Annotated in this window: 15 protein-coding genes; 13 read left to right on the forward strand and 2 right to left on the reverse strand. The window is 60.7% G+C overall.

Annotated elements, in window-relative coordinates; genetic code table 11:
- Positions 1-121: 121 nt before the first annotated feature.
- The 5 genes from HX899_RS03520 to repC all read left to right on the forward strand — a co-directional run bounded on the left by HX899_RS03520 (position 122) and on the right by repC (position 6164).
- The gene (locus HX899_RS03520) at positions 122-1207 is read left to right on the forward strand and encodes an ROK family protein (protein WP_181291700.1); all 1086 of its coding nucleotides are present in this window, start codon (positions 122-124) and stop codon (positions 1205-1207) included.
- Between the two features lie 856 nt (positions 1208-2063).
- Positions 2064-2240, forward strand: coding sequence for a hypothetical protein (locus tag HX899_RS03525; RefSeq protein WP_181291625.1), 177 nt, complete (start codon positions 2064-2066; stop codon positions 2238-2240).
- Positions 2241-2480: 240 nt separating this feature from the next.
- Entirely contained in the window at positions 2481-3698 is a 1218-nt protein-coding gene (repA, locus tag HX899_RS03530; RefSeq protein ID WP_064250087.1) for a plasmid partitioning protein RepA, read from the forward strand.
- Positions 3695-4684, forward strand: a complete 990-nt coding sequence (gene repB, locus HX899_RS03535) for a plasmid partitioning protein RepB (protein WP_181291626.1) — start codon at positions 3695-3697, stop codon at positions 4682-4684. The genes repA and repB overlap by 4 nt, the downstream gene beginning before the upstream one ends.
- 199 nt (positions 4685-4883) lie before the next feature.
- A complete protein-coding gene (gene repC, locus HX899_RS03540) occupies positions 4884-6164 on the forward strand; it encodes a plasmid replication protein RepC (protein WP_181291627.1) in 1281 nt (426 codons plus the stop codon).
- A 29-nt stretch (positions 6165-6193) separates the two neighbouring features.
- Here repC and HX899_RS03545 read toward each other — a convergent pair whose 3' ends face one another.
- Positions 6194-6520, reverse strand: a complete 327-nt coding sequence (locus tag HX899_RS03545) for a type II toxin-antitoxin system RelE/ParE family toxin (RefSeq protein ID WP_181291628.1) — start codon at positions 6518-6520, stop codon at positions 6194-6196.
- The gene (locus tag HX899_RS03550) at positions 6520-6801 is read right to left on the reverse strand and encodes a type II toxin-antitoxin system Phd/YefM family antitoxin (RefSeq protein ID WP_027667297.1); all 282 of its coding nucleotides are present in this window, start codon (positions 6799-6801) and stop codon (positions 6520-6522) included. Before HX899_RS03550 ends, HX899_RS03545 begins: the two co-directional genes overlap by 1 nt.
- Positions 6802-7022: 221 nt before the next feature.
- Between HX899_RS03550 and HX899_RS03555 the strand changes: the two genes are divergently transcribed.
- From HX899_RS03555 to HX899_RS03590, 8 genes are all read left to right on the forward strand, one after another.
- A complete protein-coding gene (locus HX899_RS03555; protein ID WP_181291629.1) occupies positions 7023-8015 on the forward strand; it encodes an LLM class flavin-dependent oxidoreductase in 993 nt (330 codons plus the stop codon).
- Between the two features lie 24 nt (positions 8016-8039).
- A complete protein-coding gene (locus tag HX899_RS03560; protein WP_181291630.1) occupies positions 8040-9389 on the forward strand; it encodes an LLM class flavin-dependent oxidoreductase in 1350 nt (449 codons plus the stop codon).
- 17 nt (positions 9390-9406) lie between these two features.
- Positions 9407-10606: a M20 aminoacylase family protein gene (locus tag HX899_RS03565; protein WP_181291631.1), complete on the forward strand. Its 1200-nt coding sequence runs from the start codon at positions 9407-9409 to the stop codon at positions 10604-10606.
- On the forward strand, positions 10603-11160 hold the full coding sequence (locus tag HX899_RS03570; RefSeq protein ID WP_181291632.1) for a GNAT family N-acetyltransferase: 558 nt from the start codon (positions 10603-10605) through the stop codon (positions 11158-11160). Before HX899_RS03565 ends, HX899_RS03570 begins: the two co-directional genes overlap by 4 nt.
- 37 nt (positions 11161-11197) lie before the next feature.
- Positions 11198-12973 carry an amino acid ABC transporter permease/ATP-binding protein gene (locus HX899_RS35425; protein ID WP_181291633.1) on the forward strand — a complete coding sequence of 592 codons (1776 nt, stop codon included), beginning with the start codon at positions 11198-11200 and terminating at the stop codon, positions 12971-12973.
- Positions 12974-13065: 92 nt separating this feature from the next.
- Entirely contained in the window at positions 13066-14010 is a 945-nt protein-coding gene (locus HX899_RS03580; protein WP_181291634.1) for an ABC transporter substrate-binding protein, read from the forward strand.
- A gap of 68 nt (positions 14011-14078) precedes the next feature.
- Positions 14079-15014 (forward strand): ABC transporter substrate-binding protein, encoded by a 936-nt coding sequence (locus HX899_RS03585; protein ID WP_181291635.1) that lies wholly within the window; start codon positions 14079-14081, stop codon positions 15012-15014.
- A 7-nt stretch (positions 15015-15021) separates the two neighbouring features.
- Positions 15022-16059 carry an LLM class flavin-dependent oxidoreductase gene (locus HX899_RS03590; RefSeq protein WP_181291636.1) on the forward strand — a complete coding sequence of 346 codons (1038 nt, stop codon included), beginning with the start codon at positions 15022-15024 and terminating at the stop codon, positions 16057-16059.
- The last annotated feature ends 31 nt before the right edge of the window (positions 16060-16090 follow it).

The raw sequence follows: 16090 nt of genomic DNA on the forward strand, positions 1-16090 counted from the left end.
TGGAACCTAGGTCGCCGGCCGACAAGGACAAGGTGGCTTTTCAGACTCCGGAACATCCAGAGGCTAGTCCGCGTTGTATCTCGCCGCCCGTTCGAGCACTCGCGCCGTAGAAGGTACATTGATGGCCAAAAGCAGTTCCGATCCCCGTGATGAGGTCAATGCCCCGCTGGCACATGGCGCTCTAAACCTGCCATTGGTGACGATCGACGACTACAACAACGAACTGCGTGACAAGGATGGTTTCGTTGGCGACAACGCAAACAAAAAGACGTTCCAACAGAAGCTCGACGATTGGAGAAAACGCATCCGCAAGGTCGGAGACGACCCAATCGGCAAGACCGCGACGGAGAAACTCTCCAAGAAAAAAATCGATGCTATTTTGAAGGGCGATGATTTGGAGGCGGCGGCGTTGGTCATGGGGGCAGTGGAGGATTTTGCGCAAGACTTTGCCGATGTGATAGGCAAGTTTCTGAAGGACAAACGCTGGGGAAAGACAGAACGTATCGTCGTTGGCGGCGGCTTCCGTCGGAGCCACTTTGGCGAATTGGCGATCGCCAGGACCATGGTCATTCTCAAAGCGGCCGGCGTCGACGTCGAAGTCGTGCCGATCGTTCACCACCCCGATGAGGCCGGACTGATCGGCGCGGTCCACCTGATGCCGCGCTGGATGTTCAAAGGTCACGAGGCGATCCTGGCCGTCGATATCGGCGGCACGAACGTTCGCGCCGGCGTCGTTCAATTCGGAAAGGACGATGTGCCGAATTTTGCGGATGCAAGCGTCTGGGAATCCGCCATCTGGCGTCATGCCGACGATGAGCCAAGCCGGACTGCGACCATCGAGAAGTTGGCCGCGATGTTGCGGGATCTGATCGGCAAGGCCGAGAAGGCCAATCTCAAGCCGGCACCCATCATCGGGATCGCATGCCCCGGCATCATCAAAGCCGATGGCTCCATCGAACGCGGCGGACAGAACCTGCCGGGCGGAAACTGGGAGAGCGACAGCTTCAACCTTCCCGCCGCACTGATGAAGGCCATTCCGGAGATCGGTGACGACAGCACATTCGTGATGATGCACAACGACGCCGTCGTGCAGGGATTGTCGCAGATCCCTTTTATGAACGACGTGTCGAGATGGGCAGTGCTGACCATCGGCACGGGGTTGGGCAATGCTCATTTTACGAATCGCGAGGGAGCGAAGACGCGATAGTGGAATCCTGCCTCGTGCGGCACCCGCCGACAAGAAAAGCGGGATTGACCGCGATGCGGGTTCGGCCGGCGCCGTGGAGCATTATGGTAAATAGCAGGTAAACAAGAAGGAATTCCGTAGACGGAAGCGAACTCGCCAATAAGTTCCGCTAGGAGGGTTTGCCGCTCTGCGGAACATGGAGTGAGATCTGGCCGATCGGGCTAGCGGCAACACGTCTGCGATACCAACGCACGATCCTGACCAGCACGTCGATCATACCCGCCGAGACCTGATTCGCCTAGCATGCCCTGTTGTGATCTCCGCGGTTGATGACGCCCCGGGATGTCGGCAATCCTATTCGCGCTCAACCGCCGGGATGCGATTTGACTGGTGTCATAGGCCTGGCCTAGCCATTAATCGGATCTCCGGACAAACGAACCCCCAACCCCCTTAACGTCAGCTGCCCCCGCATTCAGCCGACTTAGATCGGCGTGAGAATTCAGGTTAGACGTCCCCTCCCCCGATAACGCGCAGCAGCCTCGCCTGTCGTAGGACCCGCAGCCGGAATTTCGCAATTCTGGCGATGACGCATGATCCGAGACAGCGCCAGTTCGCCGGTGTCGGCGGGGATGCCGCCTTTCGCGTGTCGGGCTGGTCTCTGCGAGGCCCTCTTTGATCTCTGCGCGCAGAAGCGAACCGGGATGTCTGGCGTCGCTGCCGCATTTGGAGGCAGCGCTTGGAAGACGGAGGCCTCCCCTCCCCTTTCCCGCCTCACGTTGGAAAAGATGGTGATAACGCCGCCGGGCCGTTCTCTGCGGGTTCAAATTGCGCTTATCTCTGCGCTTCACGCAAGCCATGCGCAGACGAAAGATGGATCATGAACTTCAAGGGAATAAGCGCTCCGCTCAATGCTGGTCGTCTCGAACAAATGCTCGGCCTTGCTCCGTCACGCCGCGATCCTGAAGCCCAGGACGCAAATGACAAGCCTTCCGGCAATGAACCCGTCCGTGGGCTGGAAACCGAAAACTTGTACCGTTCGTCCGCTTATAAATGATGAGCGGCAACGACGCTGAGTCGCCTCGAAAATGTGCCGCGATACTTTAAGACTGGCCTTGATGGATTCGGACACGACCGCCATTGTCAGCTGACAATTGAGCTAAGATTCCGGAATTCCACGTGATTTTTTCATCGAATCCAGTTTGTTATCCATTGGCTAACCAAGAAATCGCTTGACGGAATCGGCAGACTCACGATCATTTGCGCAAAATGACCCGATTTATCAGGATTTGCGTGAATGCCGACCAAGGCCGCGATTGTTGAGAAAGCCAAGAGAGCGAGTCGAGTCTCGATCGACGAGACGATCGCGCAGGACTCGACGATGCTCAGCAGCCAATTGCAGGTGCTGTTCGAGCGGTTGTTCTCGCCCGACGCCCGCAAATCGCTACGGCGGTTCAGCAGCACCGAGACTGCCAAGCTGCTCGGCGTTACCGACAGCTATGTTCGCCACCTCGCCGCCCAGGTGGAAAGCATCAATCCGGAAAAGACGGCCGCCGGTCGGCGGGTGTTCTCGCTTGAGGAAATTCATGCGATGCGCCACCATCTCGGGCGCACCAAACCCTCTTATTTGCCGATGCGCCGGCCGGGCGACCATCTCCAGGTGATCGCCGTCACCAATTTCAAGGGTGGCTCCGGCAAGACGACGACATCAATCCACCTGGCGCAGTTCCTGGCTCTTCGCGGCTACCGCGTGCTTGCCGTCGATCTCGATCCGCAGGCGTCGATGTCGGCGATGCTCGGATATCAGCCCGAATTCGACGTCGGCGAAAACGAGACGCTTTACGGCGCCATCAAATATGACGAAACGCGACGCGACGTAGCCGACATCGTCCGCCAGACCTATTTTCCCGGGCTCGATCTCATTCCCGGCAATCTCGAACTGCACGAGTTCGAGCACGATACTCCAAAGGCGCTCGCCGACACCAACCGCGACGACAAGGACATGTTCTTCATGCGGGTCGGCAATGCGCTGCATTCGCTAGAGCAGAGCTACGACGTCGTCATCATCGATTGCCCGCCGACTCTCGGCTTCCTGACATTGTCTGCTCTCTGCGCCGCTACTTCCGTCCTCATTACCGTCCATCCGCAGATGCTCGATGTGGCGTCGATGAACCAGTTCCTGACGATGACCTCCGACCTTCTGGCCGTCGTCAAGCAGGCAGGCGGCAATCTCGATTACGACTGGATGCGCTATCTGATCACCCGCTATGAGTCCAATGATGGACCGCAGGCGCAGATCGTCGCGTTCCTGCGCAGTCTGTTCGGCGAGCGCGTGCTGACCTCGATGATGGTCAAGTCGACAGCGGTCTCGGATGCTGGCCTGTCGAAGCAGACAATCTACGAGGCGGGACGCGAGACGATGCATCGCCAGACCTATGACCGGGGGGTGGAATCCGTCGACAGCGTCAATGCCGAAGTCGAGCAACTCATTCGCAGTGCATGGAGCAGGACATGAGCCCAAAAGGACGCGACATCCTGAAGAGCATGGTCGGTGCCGTCGAGCCAACACGGCCGGAAGTGCCGAGCGTGCAACAGCCGCATCGGCCATCGGGAGCGGTCAAGGCGATGAACCTGTCGCTTGGACGGCTGGGAGAGGAAGCAGCCGCCGCCAAGGCGCTGCGCGAATCACTGGCCTCCGGCGACAAGGTGCTGGAGATCGATCCGGCTGTCGTCGAAATGTCCTTCATCCGCGACCGTATCCCGGTCGACAAGGATGCCGAGTTCGAACGATTGAAGCAGTCTATCCAGGAAAGCGGACAGCAGGTTCCGATCCTGGTGCGACCGGACCCGGCAAGGGCCGGGCACTACCAGGCCGCCTATGGCCACAGGCGCCTGCGGGCGGCAGCAGAGATCGGGGTTCCTGTTAAGGCCGTCGTGCGAAAGCTCACGGATGAAGAGCTGATCCTCGCACAGGGTCAGGAAAATGGCCCCCGTGTCGACTTGAGTTTTATCGAGCGGGCACTGTTTGCACGCCGCATGGATGAACATGGCTTCAGCCGCGACATGATTGCCAAGGCGCTGGCGACAGACAAGCCGGAAACGTCAAGGCTCCTGCAGGTGGCTCAGACGATCGACCCCGAGATCATTCTCGCCATCGGGCCGGCCCCCAAGGTCGGTCGTCCACGCTGGTTGGCGTTTGCCGAGAAGTTCAGAGAGACGGGCGGACAGAAGAAGGCGCGGGCCGCAATCAGTGCCGCCGGTTTCGAGACGTTGGAGACCAACAGCCGCTTCGATGCCATCTGGAAGGCACTGGAGGAGAAGAGCGCACCGCAGCGGGCCGAGCAGACGCTCCGGACCCAAGGGGGGGCGCCGCTTGCTTTGGTGGCCCGCTCCGGCAAAACCTTTCGCATCACCGTCAAATCGGCGGCGTTTTCGGAATTCCTGGCTCAGCGGTTGATAGGCCTCGCCGCCGAGTTCGAAGAGGAAAATGAGGGAAAATGAGGCAGTTAGACCGGTTGTCACCTGACAATCCGGATAGGAGATAACGCGCAAAAGAAAAAAGCCCCCGAACGTCACCGTCACGGAAGCTTTCCTCGTAGTCTTGAACACCTCCGAGAATCGCACTTCCGAGAATCGCTGTCAAGAGTTTTTGGCGCCGTTTTGGTGAGCGGATTTCTTTTGCCTCGTTGAGGTGGAAGATATGGAAACCGGAAGTGTGACGACGCCCTTCGGGCGGCGGTCGATGACGCTTGGGATGCTCGCAAACCAGGTCATGGCAGGGGAGATCAAACCGGATCAGTCGGTCGATAAGTGGAAATTGTTTCGCGCGCTGTGCGAAGCAAAGCCGCTGCTTGGCATCGGCGATCGGGCGCTTGCCGTGCTCAACGCGCTTTTGAGCTTTTATCCGAAGAATGAGCTGGCCCAGGAAAACGGCTTGATCGTATTCCCGTCTAATATCCAGCTTTCGCTCAGAACGCATGGCATGGCCGAACAGACCGTCCGGCGCCATCTTGCCGCGCTCGTCGAGGCAGGTCTTCTGGTGCGCAAGGATAGCCCCAACGGCAAGCGTTACGTCCGCAGGGACAGGGCAGGGGAGGTCGACGAGGCTTTCGGCTTCTCGCTGGCGCCGCTGCTTGCCCGCGCCGAGGAGATCGAACAGCTCGCGGCCGAGGTGATGGCTGAGCGGCTGCATGTCCAGCGTCTGCGTGAACGCATCACCCTTTGCCGCCGTGACATTGCAAAACTGATCGAAGCGGCCGTCGAAGAAGAGATCTCTGGGGATTGGCAAGGCCTATACCGCGAATTCCGGGACCTGATCGAAGGCCTGCCGCGATCGCCGACGACAGCGCAGCTTGAACTGTTGCTGGATGAATTGACGGCCCTGCGCACGGATATTCTTAACCGGCTGGAAATTCGGGTTAAATCAGCAGAACAGCGCGGCAATGCCGATTATATCGAGCGTCACATACAGAATTCAAATCCCGAATCCATCTCTGAACTTGAACCAAGCTTCGACACGAAGCAGGGCGCGATAGCTGAGCAAGACGATGACCGAGGGGCCGTGACGCCAGAGAAGGGGAGGGGTGAGGAAGAGCAAACTCGACGGCCGGAGGTCCGCAATGATGGTGGCGGACTGAAATCCTTCCCACTCGGCCTGGTTCTGCAGGCCTGCCCGGAAATCCTTGCCTATGGGCCAGGTGGCGTGATCCGCAACTGGCGCGATCTGATGGCCGCAGCCGTCATCGTTCGATCGATGCTGGGCGTCAGTCCGTCGGCCTATGAGGAGGCGGCCAATGTGATGGGTCCGGAAAACGCCGCGACCGTGATGGCATGCATCCTGGAGCGCGGCGGCCACATTAATTCGGCCGGTGGCTATATTCGTGGCCTGACGCGGCGAAGCGAAAAGGGCGAATTCGCGATCGGCCCGATGCTGATGGCGCTTCTGCGGGCAAACGCCCCGGCCGGGCGGAAGGTTGGATAGTGTTCAACCTCCGTGTGGGCAGCGTATGGCTAAGCGCGGATAAGCCTTCGCTCCAGAAAACTCTGCATGTCGCGACGTCCGTCTACCACGCAGTAGACGACGACATCCGTGCCCAGGATCCGATAGATCATGCGCCACGGCTTATGGTGCAGTTCCCGATATTCGGAAATTCCGATACCCGCCAACTCCTTCGGAATATTTCCGCGGGCGGGGAATTCTGCAAGCTCGGCGCAGGCACTCTCGATTTCCGTGAGGATGCGCTCTGCCGTCTCGGCGCCGTCGCGGCTAGCGATGAAGCGATACAGATCCTCGATGTCGCGTTCCGCGTCCTCAGCGAAAAGAACACGATATGGCATCAGGATCGGCTGTCCGCCAGACGTTTGCGGATGCGTGCGAAGGATTCCGCAGCGGGGCGCAGTTTGCCCTCCTCGACTTGCCGGTTGGTGAGCGCCAGCACCTTCAAGAGCGCCAGTGTCTCCTGTGTTTCTTCATATTGGCCGACGTCCTGAAGGATGGCTTTCGCCTCTCCGTGAAGCGTAATGACGACCGGCTGCGGGTTATCCTTCAGCGTCCGGATGATCTCCGGCGCATGCGCCTTGAGGTAGCTGATCGGCTTGACCTGTTCTGACAGCTTCATGCGGTTACTCCCTTTCGACCAGAATATAGACCATCAAGTGGTCGATTGAAAGAAGCCTTTCAATGCCGGCGGCGCACATTCCCGGCATCCGATTTTCCATCTTGGGTGCGGCCGGTTTTTTTCACTCAGCGTGTTCGAAAGAGAATGTCATTTCTTATAATGCAGTTTGTCTACTGATTTTATAGACTAAACTTTGCAACCAAGGATCGGATCGTGGTGCCATGACCTACCTCCTCAGTCTTCTCGACAAAAGCCCGATCGAACAGGGTCTCACCGCGGCGGACGCGCTGCGGGCGACGGTAAAGATTGCCGCCCGGGCCGAGGAACTCGGTTATCACCGTTTCTGGGTTGCCGAACATCATAACATGTCCAATCTGGCGAGCTCCGCGCCGGAGGCGCTGATAGCCTACCTTCTCGCCAGGACCTCGAGGATTCGCATCGGCTCCGGCGGCGTCATGCTGCAGCACTACAGCGCCTATAAGGTTGCCGAGACCTTCAATCTTCTGGCATCGCTTGCGCCCGGCCGCGTCGATCTCGGTGTCGGCAAGGCACCGGGTGGATTTCCGCTCTCGACGCGCGCCCTGCAGCTTGCCGTCGATCCGGCCAGGAAGCCGGATTTCGCGAGCCAGCTTTCCGATCTCAACATCTATCTCGCCGCCGACCCGAATTACGACGGGGCGCAGGCGACGCCTTTCCCGCCGACTGCGCCTGAGCGTTTCCTGCTCGGCGCCAGCGTCGAAAGCGCCGAGCTCGCTGCAGAGAAGGGCTGGGAACTTGTTTTCGCCGGTCATTTGAACGGCGATCCGGACAATCTGCGCAGGACCTTCGAGGCCTATGAGCGGGCGTCCGGGGGCAAGCGTCCGATCCTGGCGCTCGCAGCCTTCGCCGCCGAAAGCGAGGACTATGCCCGCGAGCGCGTCGGCAAGCTGCGCATCGTCAAGGTGTTCCTGCCGAACGGCCAAACCGTCAATGTCGGCAGCGAGGAGCAGGCGGCCGAATTCGCCCGCCAGGCCGGCGTCACCGATTACTGCATCGAGGAAAAGGTGCCGAGCGTGCTGCATGGCACGGCGGAACAGATCCGCAAGGAGCTGGACGAACTTCACCGCCGCTATGGGGTCAAGGAGTTCGTGCTCGACACGCCGGCGCTTTCGGTTGCCGAGCGCCTGGCCTCCATCGAGCTGCTCGCCAAGGAGCGGCTTTCCCTCGTCGCCTGACCGTTTCCAAGGAGGATTGATCCCATGGCTCAAAAACACGTCACGTTCGGCATCATGTTGCAGGGTCCCGGGGGTCACATGAATGCGTGGAAGCATCCAAGCGGACCGGCCGATGCCAGCGTCAATTTCGAGTTCTTCGTCAATACCGCGCGCAAGGCGGAGGCGGCCGGCATCGCTTTCGCCTTCGTTGCCGACGGGCTCTACATCAACGAGCAGTCCATTCCGCATTTCCTCAATCGGTTCGAGCCGATCGCCATTCTCTCGGCGCTCGCCGCCTCGACCTCGAAAATCGGCCTCGTCGGCACGGTTTCGACCTCTTATAGCGATCCCTTCACCATCGCCCGCCAGTTCGCCTCGATCGATCTCATCAGCGGCGGCAGGGCAGGGTGGAATGCGGTGACCTCGCCGCTCGAGGGTTCCGGCCGCAATTACAGCCGCGAACATCCCGAGCACGAACTGCGCTACGAGATCGCCGAGGACTATATCGATGCGATCAAGGGCCTGTGGGATTCCTGGGACGACGACGCCTTCGTCCGCAATCGCGAGACCGGCGTCTTTGTCGACAAGACGAAGATGCATCGCCTCAACCACAAGGGCCTCTTCTTCCGCGTCGAGGGACCGCTCAATATCGGCCGTTCCAAGCAGGGCCAACCCGTCCTTTTCCAGGCTGGCGCCTCGGATTCCGGCATCAGGCTCGCCGGCAAACATGCCGACGCCGTCTTCACCAATGGCGGGCCGTTCGAGGAGGCGCAGGCCTTCTACCGACAGCTCAAGGACAGCGTGATCGCCCATGGCCGCAGTGCCGCGGAAGTCGGTATTTATCCCGGTATCGGACCGATCGTCGGTGCGACGCAGGAAGAGGCGGACGCCAAGTACCAGGCGATCCGCAACCTCGTCACGACAGAGGAGGCACTGCTCTATCTCGGCCGCTTCTTCGATCATCATGATTTCAGCGTCTATTCGCTCGACGAGCCGTTCCCCGAACTCGGCGAGATCGGCAGGAACAATTTCCGCGCCACCACCGACCGCATCAAGAAGACGGCGCGGCAGAAGGGCCTGACGCTCCGCCAGGTCGCGCTTGATTCCGCAACGCCGCGTACGGCCTTCATCGGCACGGCCGATCATATCGCCGACGAGATCATTCGCTGGGTGGACCATGGGGCCGCCGACGGCTTCATCCTCGGTTTCCCTGTCATCGCCGAGGGCTTTGACGATTTCTCCAGATACGTTCTGCCGATCCTGACGGAGCGCGGCTATTTCGATCCGGTCCTGAAGGGCGAGACGCTGCGCGACCATCTGGGTCTGCCCTTCCGCGAAAGCCGGTATGCGGCGGGCGCCGATCAGGTCGAACGCGGAAAGGCTGTCGGCGCCTGAAGCGCCGACGAACCGTCATGAACATCATCGCTCACAACTCGCGCAGCAACGATCCGGTCGAGAAGGGTATCGCCGCCTATCTCGACGAGATCATCGCGCTTCGCCACGACCTGCACCAATATCCGGAGCTCGCGTTTCAGGAACTCAGGACCAGCAAGCTTGTGGCATCCCACCTTTCCTCCTGGGGCTATGAGGTGGCGACGGGCATTGCCGGAACCGGCATCGTCGCCACCCTCAGGCGCGACGATGGCAAAAAGCGGATCGGCATTCGTGCCGACATGGACGCGCTGCCGATCGAGGAGGCGACCGGTCTTGCCTATGCCAGCAGCAATCCCGGCGTCATGCATGCCTGCGGCCATGACGGGCATACGTCGATCCTGCTCGCCGCTGCCCGTTATCTCGCCGAAAGCGGCAATTTCAGCGGCACGCTGCGGCTGATCTTCCAGCCCGCCGAGGAGATCGGCGCCGGCGCCCGCAAGATGATCTCGGAAGGCCTGTTCGAACGGTTTCCTGTCGATGCGGTCTTCGGGCTGCACAATTGGCCGGGTGTGCCAACGGGCCAATTCGGTTTCGTCGCCGGCCCGGCCATGGCTTCGGTCGACAAGGCAATCATCAAGATCATCGGCAAGGGCGGCCATGGTGCCGAACCCCACCGGACCGTCGATCCGGTACTGGCTTCGGCCTCCTTCATCACCGCGCTGCAGAGCGTCGTCTCGCGCAATGTCGATCCGCAGGACATGGCAGTCGCGACCGTCGGCTCGATCCATGCCGGCTCCGCCTCGAACGTCATCCCGGAGAGCGTCGAGATGCAGCTGACCATGCGGGCCTATAGCGAGACGGTCCGCCAGCTGTTGCGAGAGCGCATTCCCGCACTTGCCCGCGCCCAGGCCGAAAGCTTCGGCGCCGAAGCGGATGTGAATTACCGCCTCGGCTTTCCGGCGCTGATCAACCATGCGGCGGAGACGGCCTTTGCCCGCGACGTCGCCTATGACGCACTCGGCGCCGCGGCAATCGAGAAGGATTTCCGGCCGAGAACCGCGAGCGAGGATTTTGCCTTCATGCTGCAGGCAAATCCCGGCAGTTATCTCTTCGTCGGGAATGGCGACAGCGCGCCTCTCCACAGTGCCCATTACAATTTCAACGACGCGATCATCGCGCCGGCCGCCCGCTACTGGGTGCGGCTCGCCGAAACCTTCCTCACTGATGACAACGGGTGATGAACGATATGAGCGATACGTTTCTCTATACCAGCCCTCTCGACCCGCGCGCCAAGCCGCTGATCGATGAGTTGATCTACGAGTATGACAGCCGCTACGGCAACTATTTCAATGCCGAAGGAGCTGCGGCCGAGTTGAACCGTTATCCTCCCGAAGCCTTTGCGCCGCCTGGCGGCAATTTTCTCCTGTTGGTCCGTGATGGTGAAACCATCGGCGGCGGCGCCTTCAAGCACTATGACGAACGCACGGCCGAGTTCAAACGCATCTGGACGCGCTCCGATCTGCGCCGTCAGGGCCTTGCCCGCAAGGTGCTGGTGGAACTGGAGGCCCAGGCCGCCCGCCAAGGCTATTCCCGTATCTACCTGACGACCGGCTTTCGCCAGCCCGAAGCCGTCGGCCTCTATCTGAACTACGGCTACACCGCTCTCTTCGACACCTCCGCCGATCCCGAGATCTACAAGAGCCTGCCCTTCGAGAAGGACATCACCCATCTCGCTGAGCCTGCTCACGAAGATGCGGAACCGCGCCTGCGCGTGGCCGGCGCAAATTTCTGAAAACGGCTAAGACCGACAATCATAAAAGGGAAGCACAATGGCACTGACGACGGATTTCGCCGGCATCGACCCCGGCAGCAGGACGGCAGGATCGAAGGATTATTCCCGTTATCGCATCGTGCCTGCCCGCCATCCGGGCCGCTTGGCGGGTACGATCTTTGCCGCCGTCGTCATCATCGCCGTGCTCTATTCCATCTTCACCAATCCGCGCTGGGGTTGGGGCGTCTTTGCTGAATGGTTCTTTGCCGAACCCGTGCTCGTCGGTCTCGGCAGGACGCTGCTTTTGACCGTGCTTGCCGCCATATCCGGCTCCATCCTCGGAACGGCTCTGGCGCTTGCCCGCGTTTCCAAGTCGCCGCTGCTCTCCGGTCTCTCCTGGGGCTATATCTGGCTGCTGCGCTCGATCCCCGTCATCGTGCTGCTGCTGATCTTGAACAATCTCGGCTACCTCTATGAGACGATCAAGATCGGCATTCCCTTCACCGATACTATCTTCCTCGACTATCCCACAGTGCAGTTGCTGACGCCCTTTGCTGCCGCTTTTCTCGGCCTGACGCTCAACCAGTCGGCCTTCTTCGCCGAGATCGTGCGCGGCGGCATCCTCGCTGTGGATCACGGACAGTTGGAGGCCGCCGCAGCACTCGGTCTGCCGCGCCGCCGCCAGGCCTTCCGCATCGTGCTGCCGCAGGCCATGCGCTCGATCCTGCCGACCGGCTTCAACGAACTCATCGGACTGGCGAAGAGCACCTCCATGGTCTACGTGCTGGCGCTGCCGGAGCTCTTCTATACGGTCCAGGTGATTTATCGGCGCAATCTCGAAGTCATTCCGCTGCTGATGGTCGCGACCGTCTGGTATCTGATCATCATGACGGTGCTGTCGATCGCTCAGCGCTATATCGAACGCTACTTCTCCAAAGGCGCCGTGCGCAACCCGACGCCGTTGCCCTTCCAGGCATTTTTCGAGCGTTTCCGCCGTCCGCTGCCTGTCCTCGATACGGCGACCGACACCGTGCGCAAGATCGGTTTCCAGGATGCTGCGAGGCTGCGGGCCGCAGGCGGCGCGGTGCGCATCCACGGTATCTCCAAAAGCTTCGGCTCGCTGAAAGTGCTCGATGATGTCGAGCTCAGCCTTCCCGCAGGCAGCGTGACCGCCATCCTCGGTCCGTCCGGCTCCGGCAAGTCGACGCTTCTGCGCGCCATCAACCATCTGGAGCGTGTCGATGAGGGTTTCATCTCGGTCGACGGCGATTTCGTCGGCTACAGCAGGAAGGGCGACACGCTCTACGAGCTCAAGGAGAAGGATATCCTCAAGTGCCGCGCCGATATCGGCATGGTCTTCCAGAGCTTCAATCTCTTCCCGCATCTGACCGTACTCGAAAACCTCATCGAGGCACCGATCCAGGTTCGCGGCATCGGCCGCGAGGAAGCGGTGCAGCTGGCGCAGGAGCTGCTGGCACGCATCGGCCTCAGCGACAAGATCAACGCCTATCCGCGCCAGCTTTCCGGCGGCCAGCAGCAGCGTGTGGCGATCGCCCGCGCACTGGCGCTCCGCCCGAAGGTGCTGCTCTTCGACGAGCCGACCTCGGCGCTCGATCCCGAGCTCGTCGGCGAAGTGCTCGACGTCATCAAGGAACTTGCCCGCACCGGCACGACGCTCGTCATCGTCACCCATGAGGTGGGTTTTGCCCGCGAAGTCGCCGACACGGTCGTCTTCATGGACAGCGGCCGCATCCTGGAGGCTGGTCCGCCGGCCCGCATCTTCGCACAAGCGGAACATCCCCGCACGCGGGAATTCCTCGCCAAGGTTCTCTAGCGCCTGATAGCGCTGGCGAAATGCCGGGCCGCGACGGGCTGCTCCGGCCGAACAACAACAACCACAACCTAAAGATGAAACGGAGAAGGGGCATGACATTTACAGATAGGGCAAGGCTTCTGATAGCGGGAGCAGTCACTATTACCGCGATCGGTTTCGGTTCCGCTCAGGCGCAGCAGAAGTTCGATCTCAGCCCCGAGCAGCCGAACCGGCTGCGAGTGGAAAAGAACGAGAAGCGCATTGCCGAAGTCAAGGACTTCAAGTTCGTCGAAAATGGTGTCTTCACCGTCGGCATCAGCTCGAGCGGCAATCTGCCGCTGCATGATTATGCCTCCGATTCCAAGACCGTCATCGGTTACGACGTCGATCTGGCGCAGGCGATTGCCGATAGCCTGGGGCTGAAGCTCGAATTGGTTTCTGTTGCCTGGGCCGATTGGCCGTTGGGGCTGACCTCCGGAAAGTTCGACGCGGTAATCTCCAACGTGACCGTCACGGAAGAGCGCAAGGAGAAATTCGATTTCTCGACCTACCGCAAGGATGAGCTTGGCTTCTACGTCAAGGCCGATAGTCCGATCACCTCGATCAAGCAGCCTAAGGATATTGCCGGCCTGAAGGTCATCACCGATGCCGGCACCAACCAGGAGAAGATCCTGCTGGAATGGGACCGACAGAATGTCGCCGCCGGCCTGAAGCCGATCGAGGTGCAATATTATGACGACGACGCGGTCAAGGATCTTGCCGTCCAGTCCGGCAGAGCCGACACCGTCTTCAGCGTGAACGCGACGCAGGCCTATTCGGCGGGGATTAACGGCAAGACCAAGCTTGTCGGCACCGTCAGCGGCGGTTGGCCGATCACGGCAGAAATTGCCGTCACCACACGCAAGGGCAGCGGTCTGGCTGCTCCCTTGACCGATGTCGTCAACGACCTGATCGCCAGCGGCGCTTATCGGAAGATTCTCGATACGTGGAACCTCGGTCCTGAGGCGATCGACAAGGCCCAGACCAACCCGCCCGGCCTGCCGAAGAGCGGCTCCTGATCGATCCCTATTGGGCCGGCGGCAATGCTGCCGGCCATTCCTGCCTGACAATTTGGAGATTGAAGACGATGATTGCCTTTCCGGCATTCCGGACCCTGCTGATCGCCGCCATGGCGTCGGCCCTTTCCTTCGGCGCAGCTCAAGCAGCCGAGGATTTCGACCTCAGCCCAGAGCAGCCGGGCCGGCTTCACGCCGCCAGGAACGATGCGGCCATTGGCGCAATCCCGAAGGATTTCAAGTTCGTCACACCTGGTAAGTTCACCATCGCCGTCAGCCCCGGCGGCCCGCCGCTTGCCACCTATGCCACCGACGCCAAGACCGTGGTCGGGGCAGATCCCGATTATGCCTATGCCATCGCCGACAGCCTCGGGCTAACGCTGGAGATCGTGCCGGTCGCCTGGATCGACTGGCCGCTCGGCCTCGCCTCGGGCAAGTATGATGCCGTCATCTCCAATGTCGGGGTCACCGAGCAGCGCAAGGAAAAATTCGATTTCTCCACCTACCGCCAGGGCCTGCACGGTTTCTTCGTAAAATCCGACAATCCTATCACCTCGATCAAGGAGCCCAAGGATGCGGCAGGCCTCAGGATCATCGTCGGGGCCGGCACCAACCAGGAGCGCATCCTGGTGAAGTGGAGTGAGGAAGATGTCGCCGCGGGCCTGAAGCCGATAGAGCTGCAATATTACGACGACGAGGCGGCAAGCCTTCTCGCGCTGCGATCCGGCCGGGCCGATGTCATCGTCCAGCCGCATGCGCAGCTCGTCTTCATCGCCGCGCGCGACAAGAACATCAAGCGCGTCGGCACGCTGAGCGCCGGCTGGCCGGATCGCTCGGATGTGGCGATCACCACTCGCAAGGGAAGTGGGTTGGCCGATGCGCTGACTGCCGCCACCAACGGCCTGATCAAAGAGGACACCTACGCAAAAATCCTCGATCACTGGCATCTCTCCGAGGAAGCCTTGCCGGTATCCGAGACCAACCCGCCCGGCCTGCCGAAATACTGATCATCGGATGGCACGAGTGTTCAACATATCCATCAGCCATATCGGCTTCCTCACCCCCGGCAATTATCCCGACGAAGATCCGTTGTCGGGATTGGAGCAGACGCTTGAGCAGCTGCAATATGGCGAAGATCTGGGCTTCGACAGCGCCTGGGTCCGGCAGCGGCACCTTGAGCCTGGAATCTCTTCGGCGAGCGCCTTCCTGGCGGCGGCGACGCAGCGAACCAGTCGGATCGAGCTTGGAACCGCGGTCATCCCGATCGGTTATGAAAGCCCCTATCGGCTGGCCGAAGACCTCGCAACCGTCGATGTTCTGTCGCGCGGACGGCTGAACATCGGCGTCAGCGCCGGCCGACCGCTGCACGCCGAGCTGATCGCCCCGCTCGTCTTCGACGGCGATTGGACGGGTTACGATTTCTCGCATGACCGCGTGCTGCGCTTTGCCGACAATCTGCGTGGCAGCTATCTCGGCGACGAGCAGACCTTGATCAAGACGCCCTTCGGCCCGCAGCGGCCACGGCTGCAGCCTTATGCCAAGGGCCTGATCGACCGGATCTGGTATGGCGGCGGGTCACAGCGCTCGGCCGAATGGGCCGGCCGCAATGGCTTCAACCTGTTGACCGGCAATGTGATAACAGGGGAGGGGACCGATGATTTCTTCATCGCTCAATCGCGGCTGATCGAAACCTATCGCGCCGCCGGGTCGCAGCGCCGCGTCGCGCTGGGTCGTGTCATCGTGCCTTTCGACAGCGCCGATGCGGCAACGCGCCGCCGATATCGAGATTATGCCGACGGCCGCCATGAGCGGACGCTTTCGCCGCAGGGCGAGCGGCGCACCCTGTTTGCCCGAGATGTCGTCGGCACATCGGACGAGATATTGGCGCAGCTTTTTGCCGATCCGATCCTGCCCGAGGTCAGCGAGTTGAGGCTGGAGCTTCCTTACGAGTTCGAGCACGAGCAGTATTGCCAGATTCTCCACGACTTCGCGACGCTGATCGCACCGGAACTGGGATGGAAAGCGCCATCCCACATCCGCGCCGCTTCCTGAAAATGCCGTCGTCCATTCGACGCCAGAACAA

The organism is Rhizobium sp. WYCCWR 11146 (assembly GCF_013591995.1).
Lineage (GTDB): Bacteria > Pseudomonadota > Alphaproteobacteria > Rhizobiales > Rhizobiaceae > Rhizobium > Rhizobium indicum.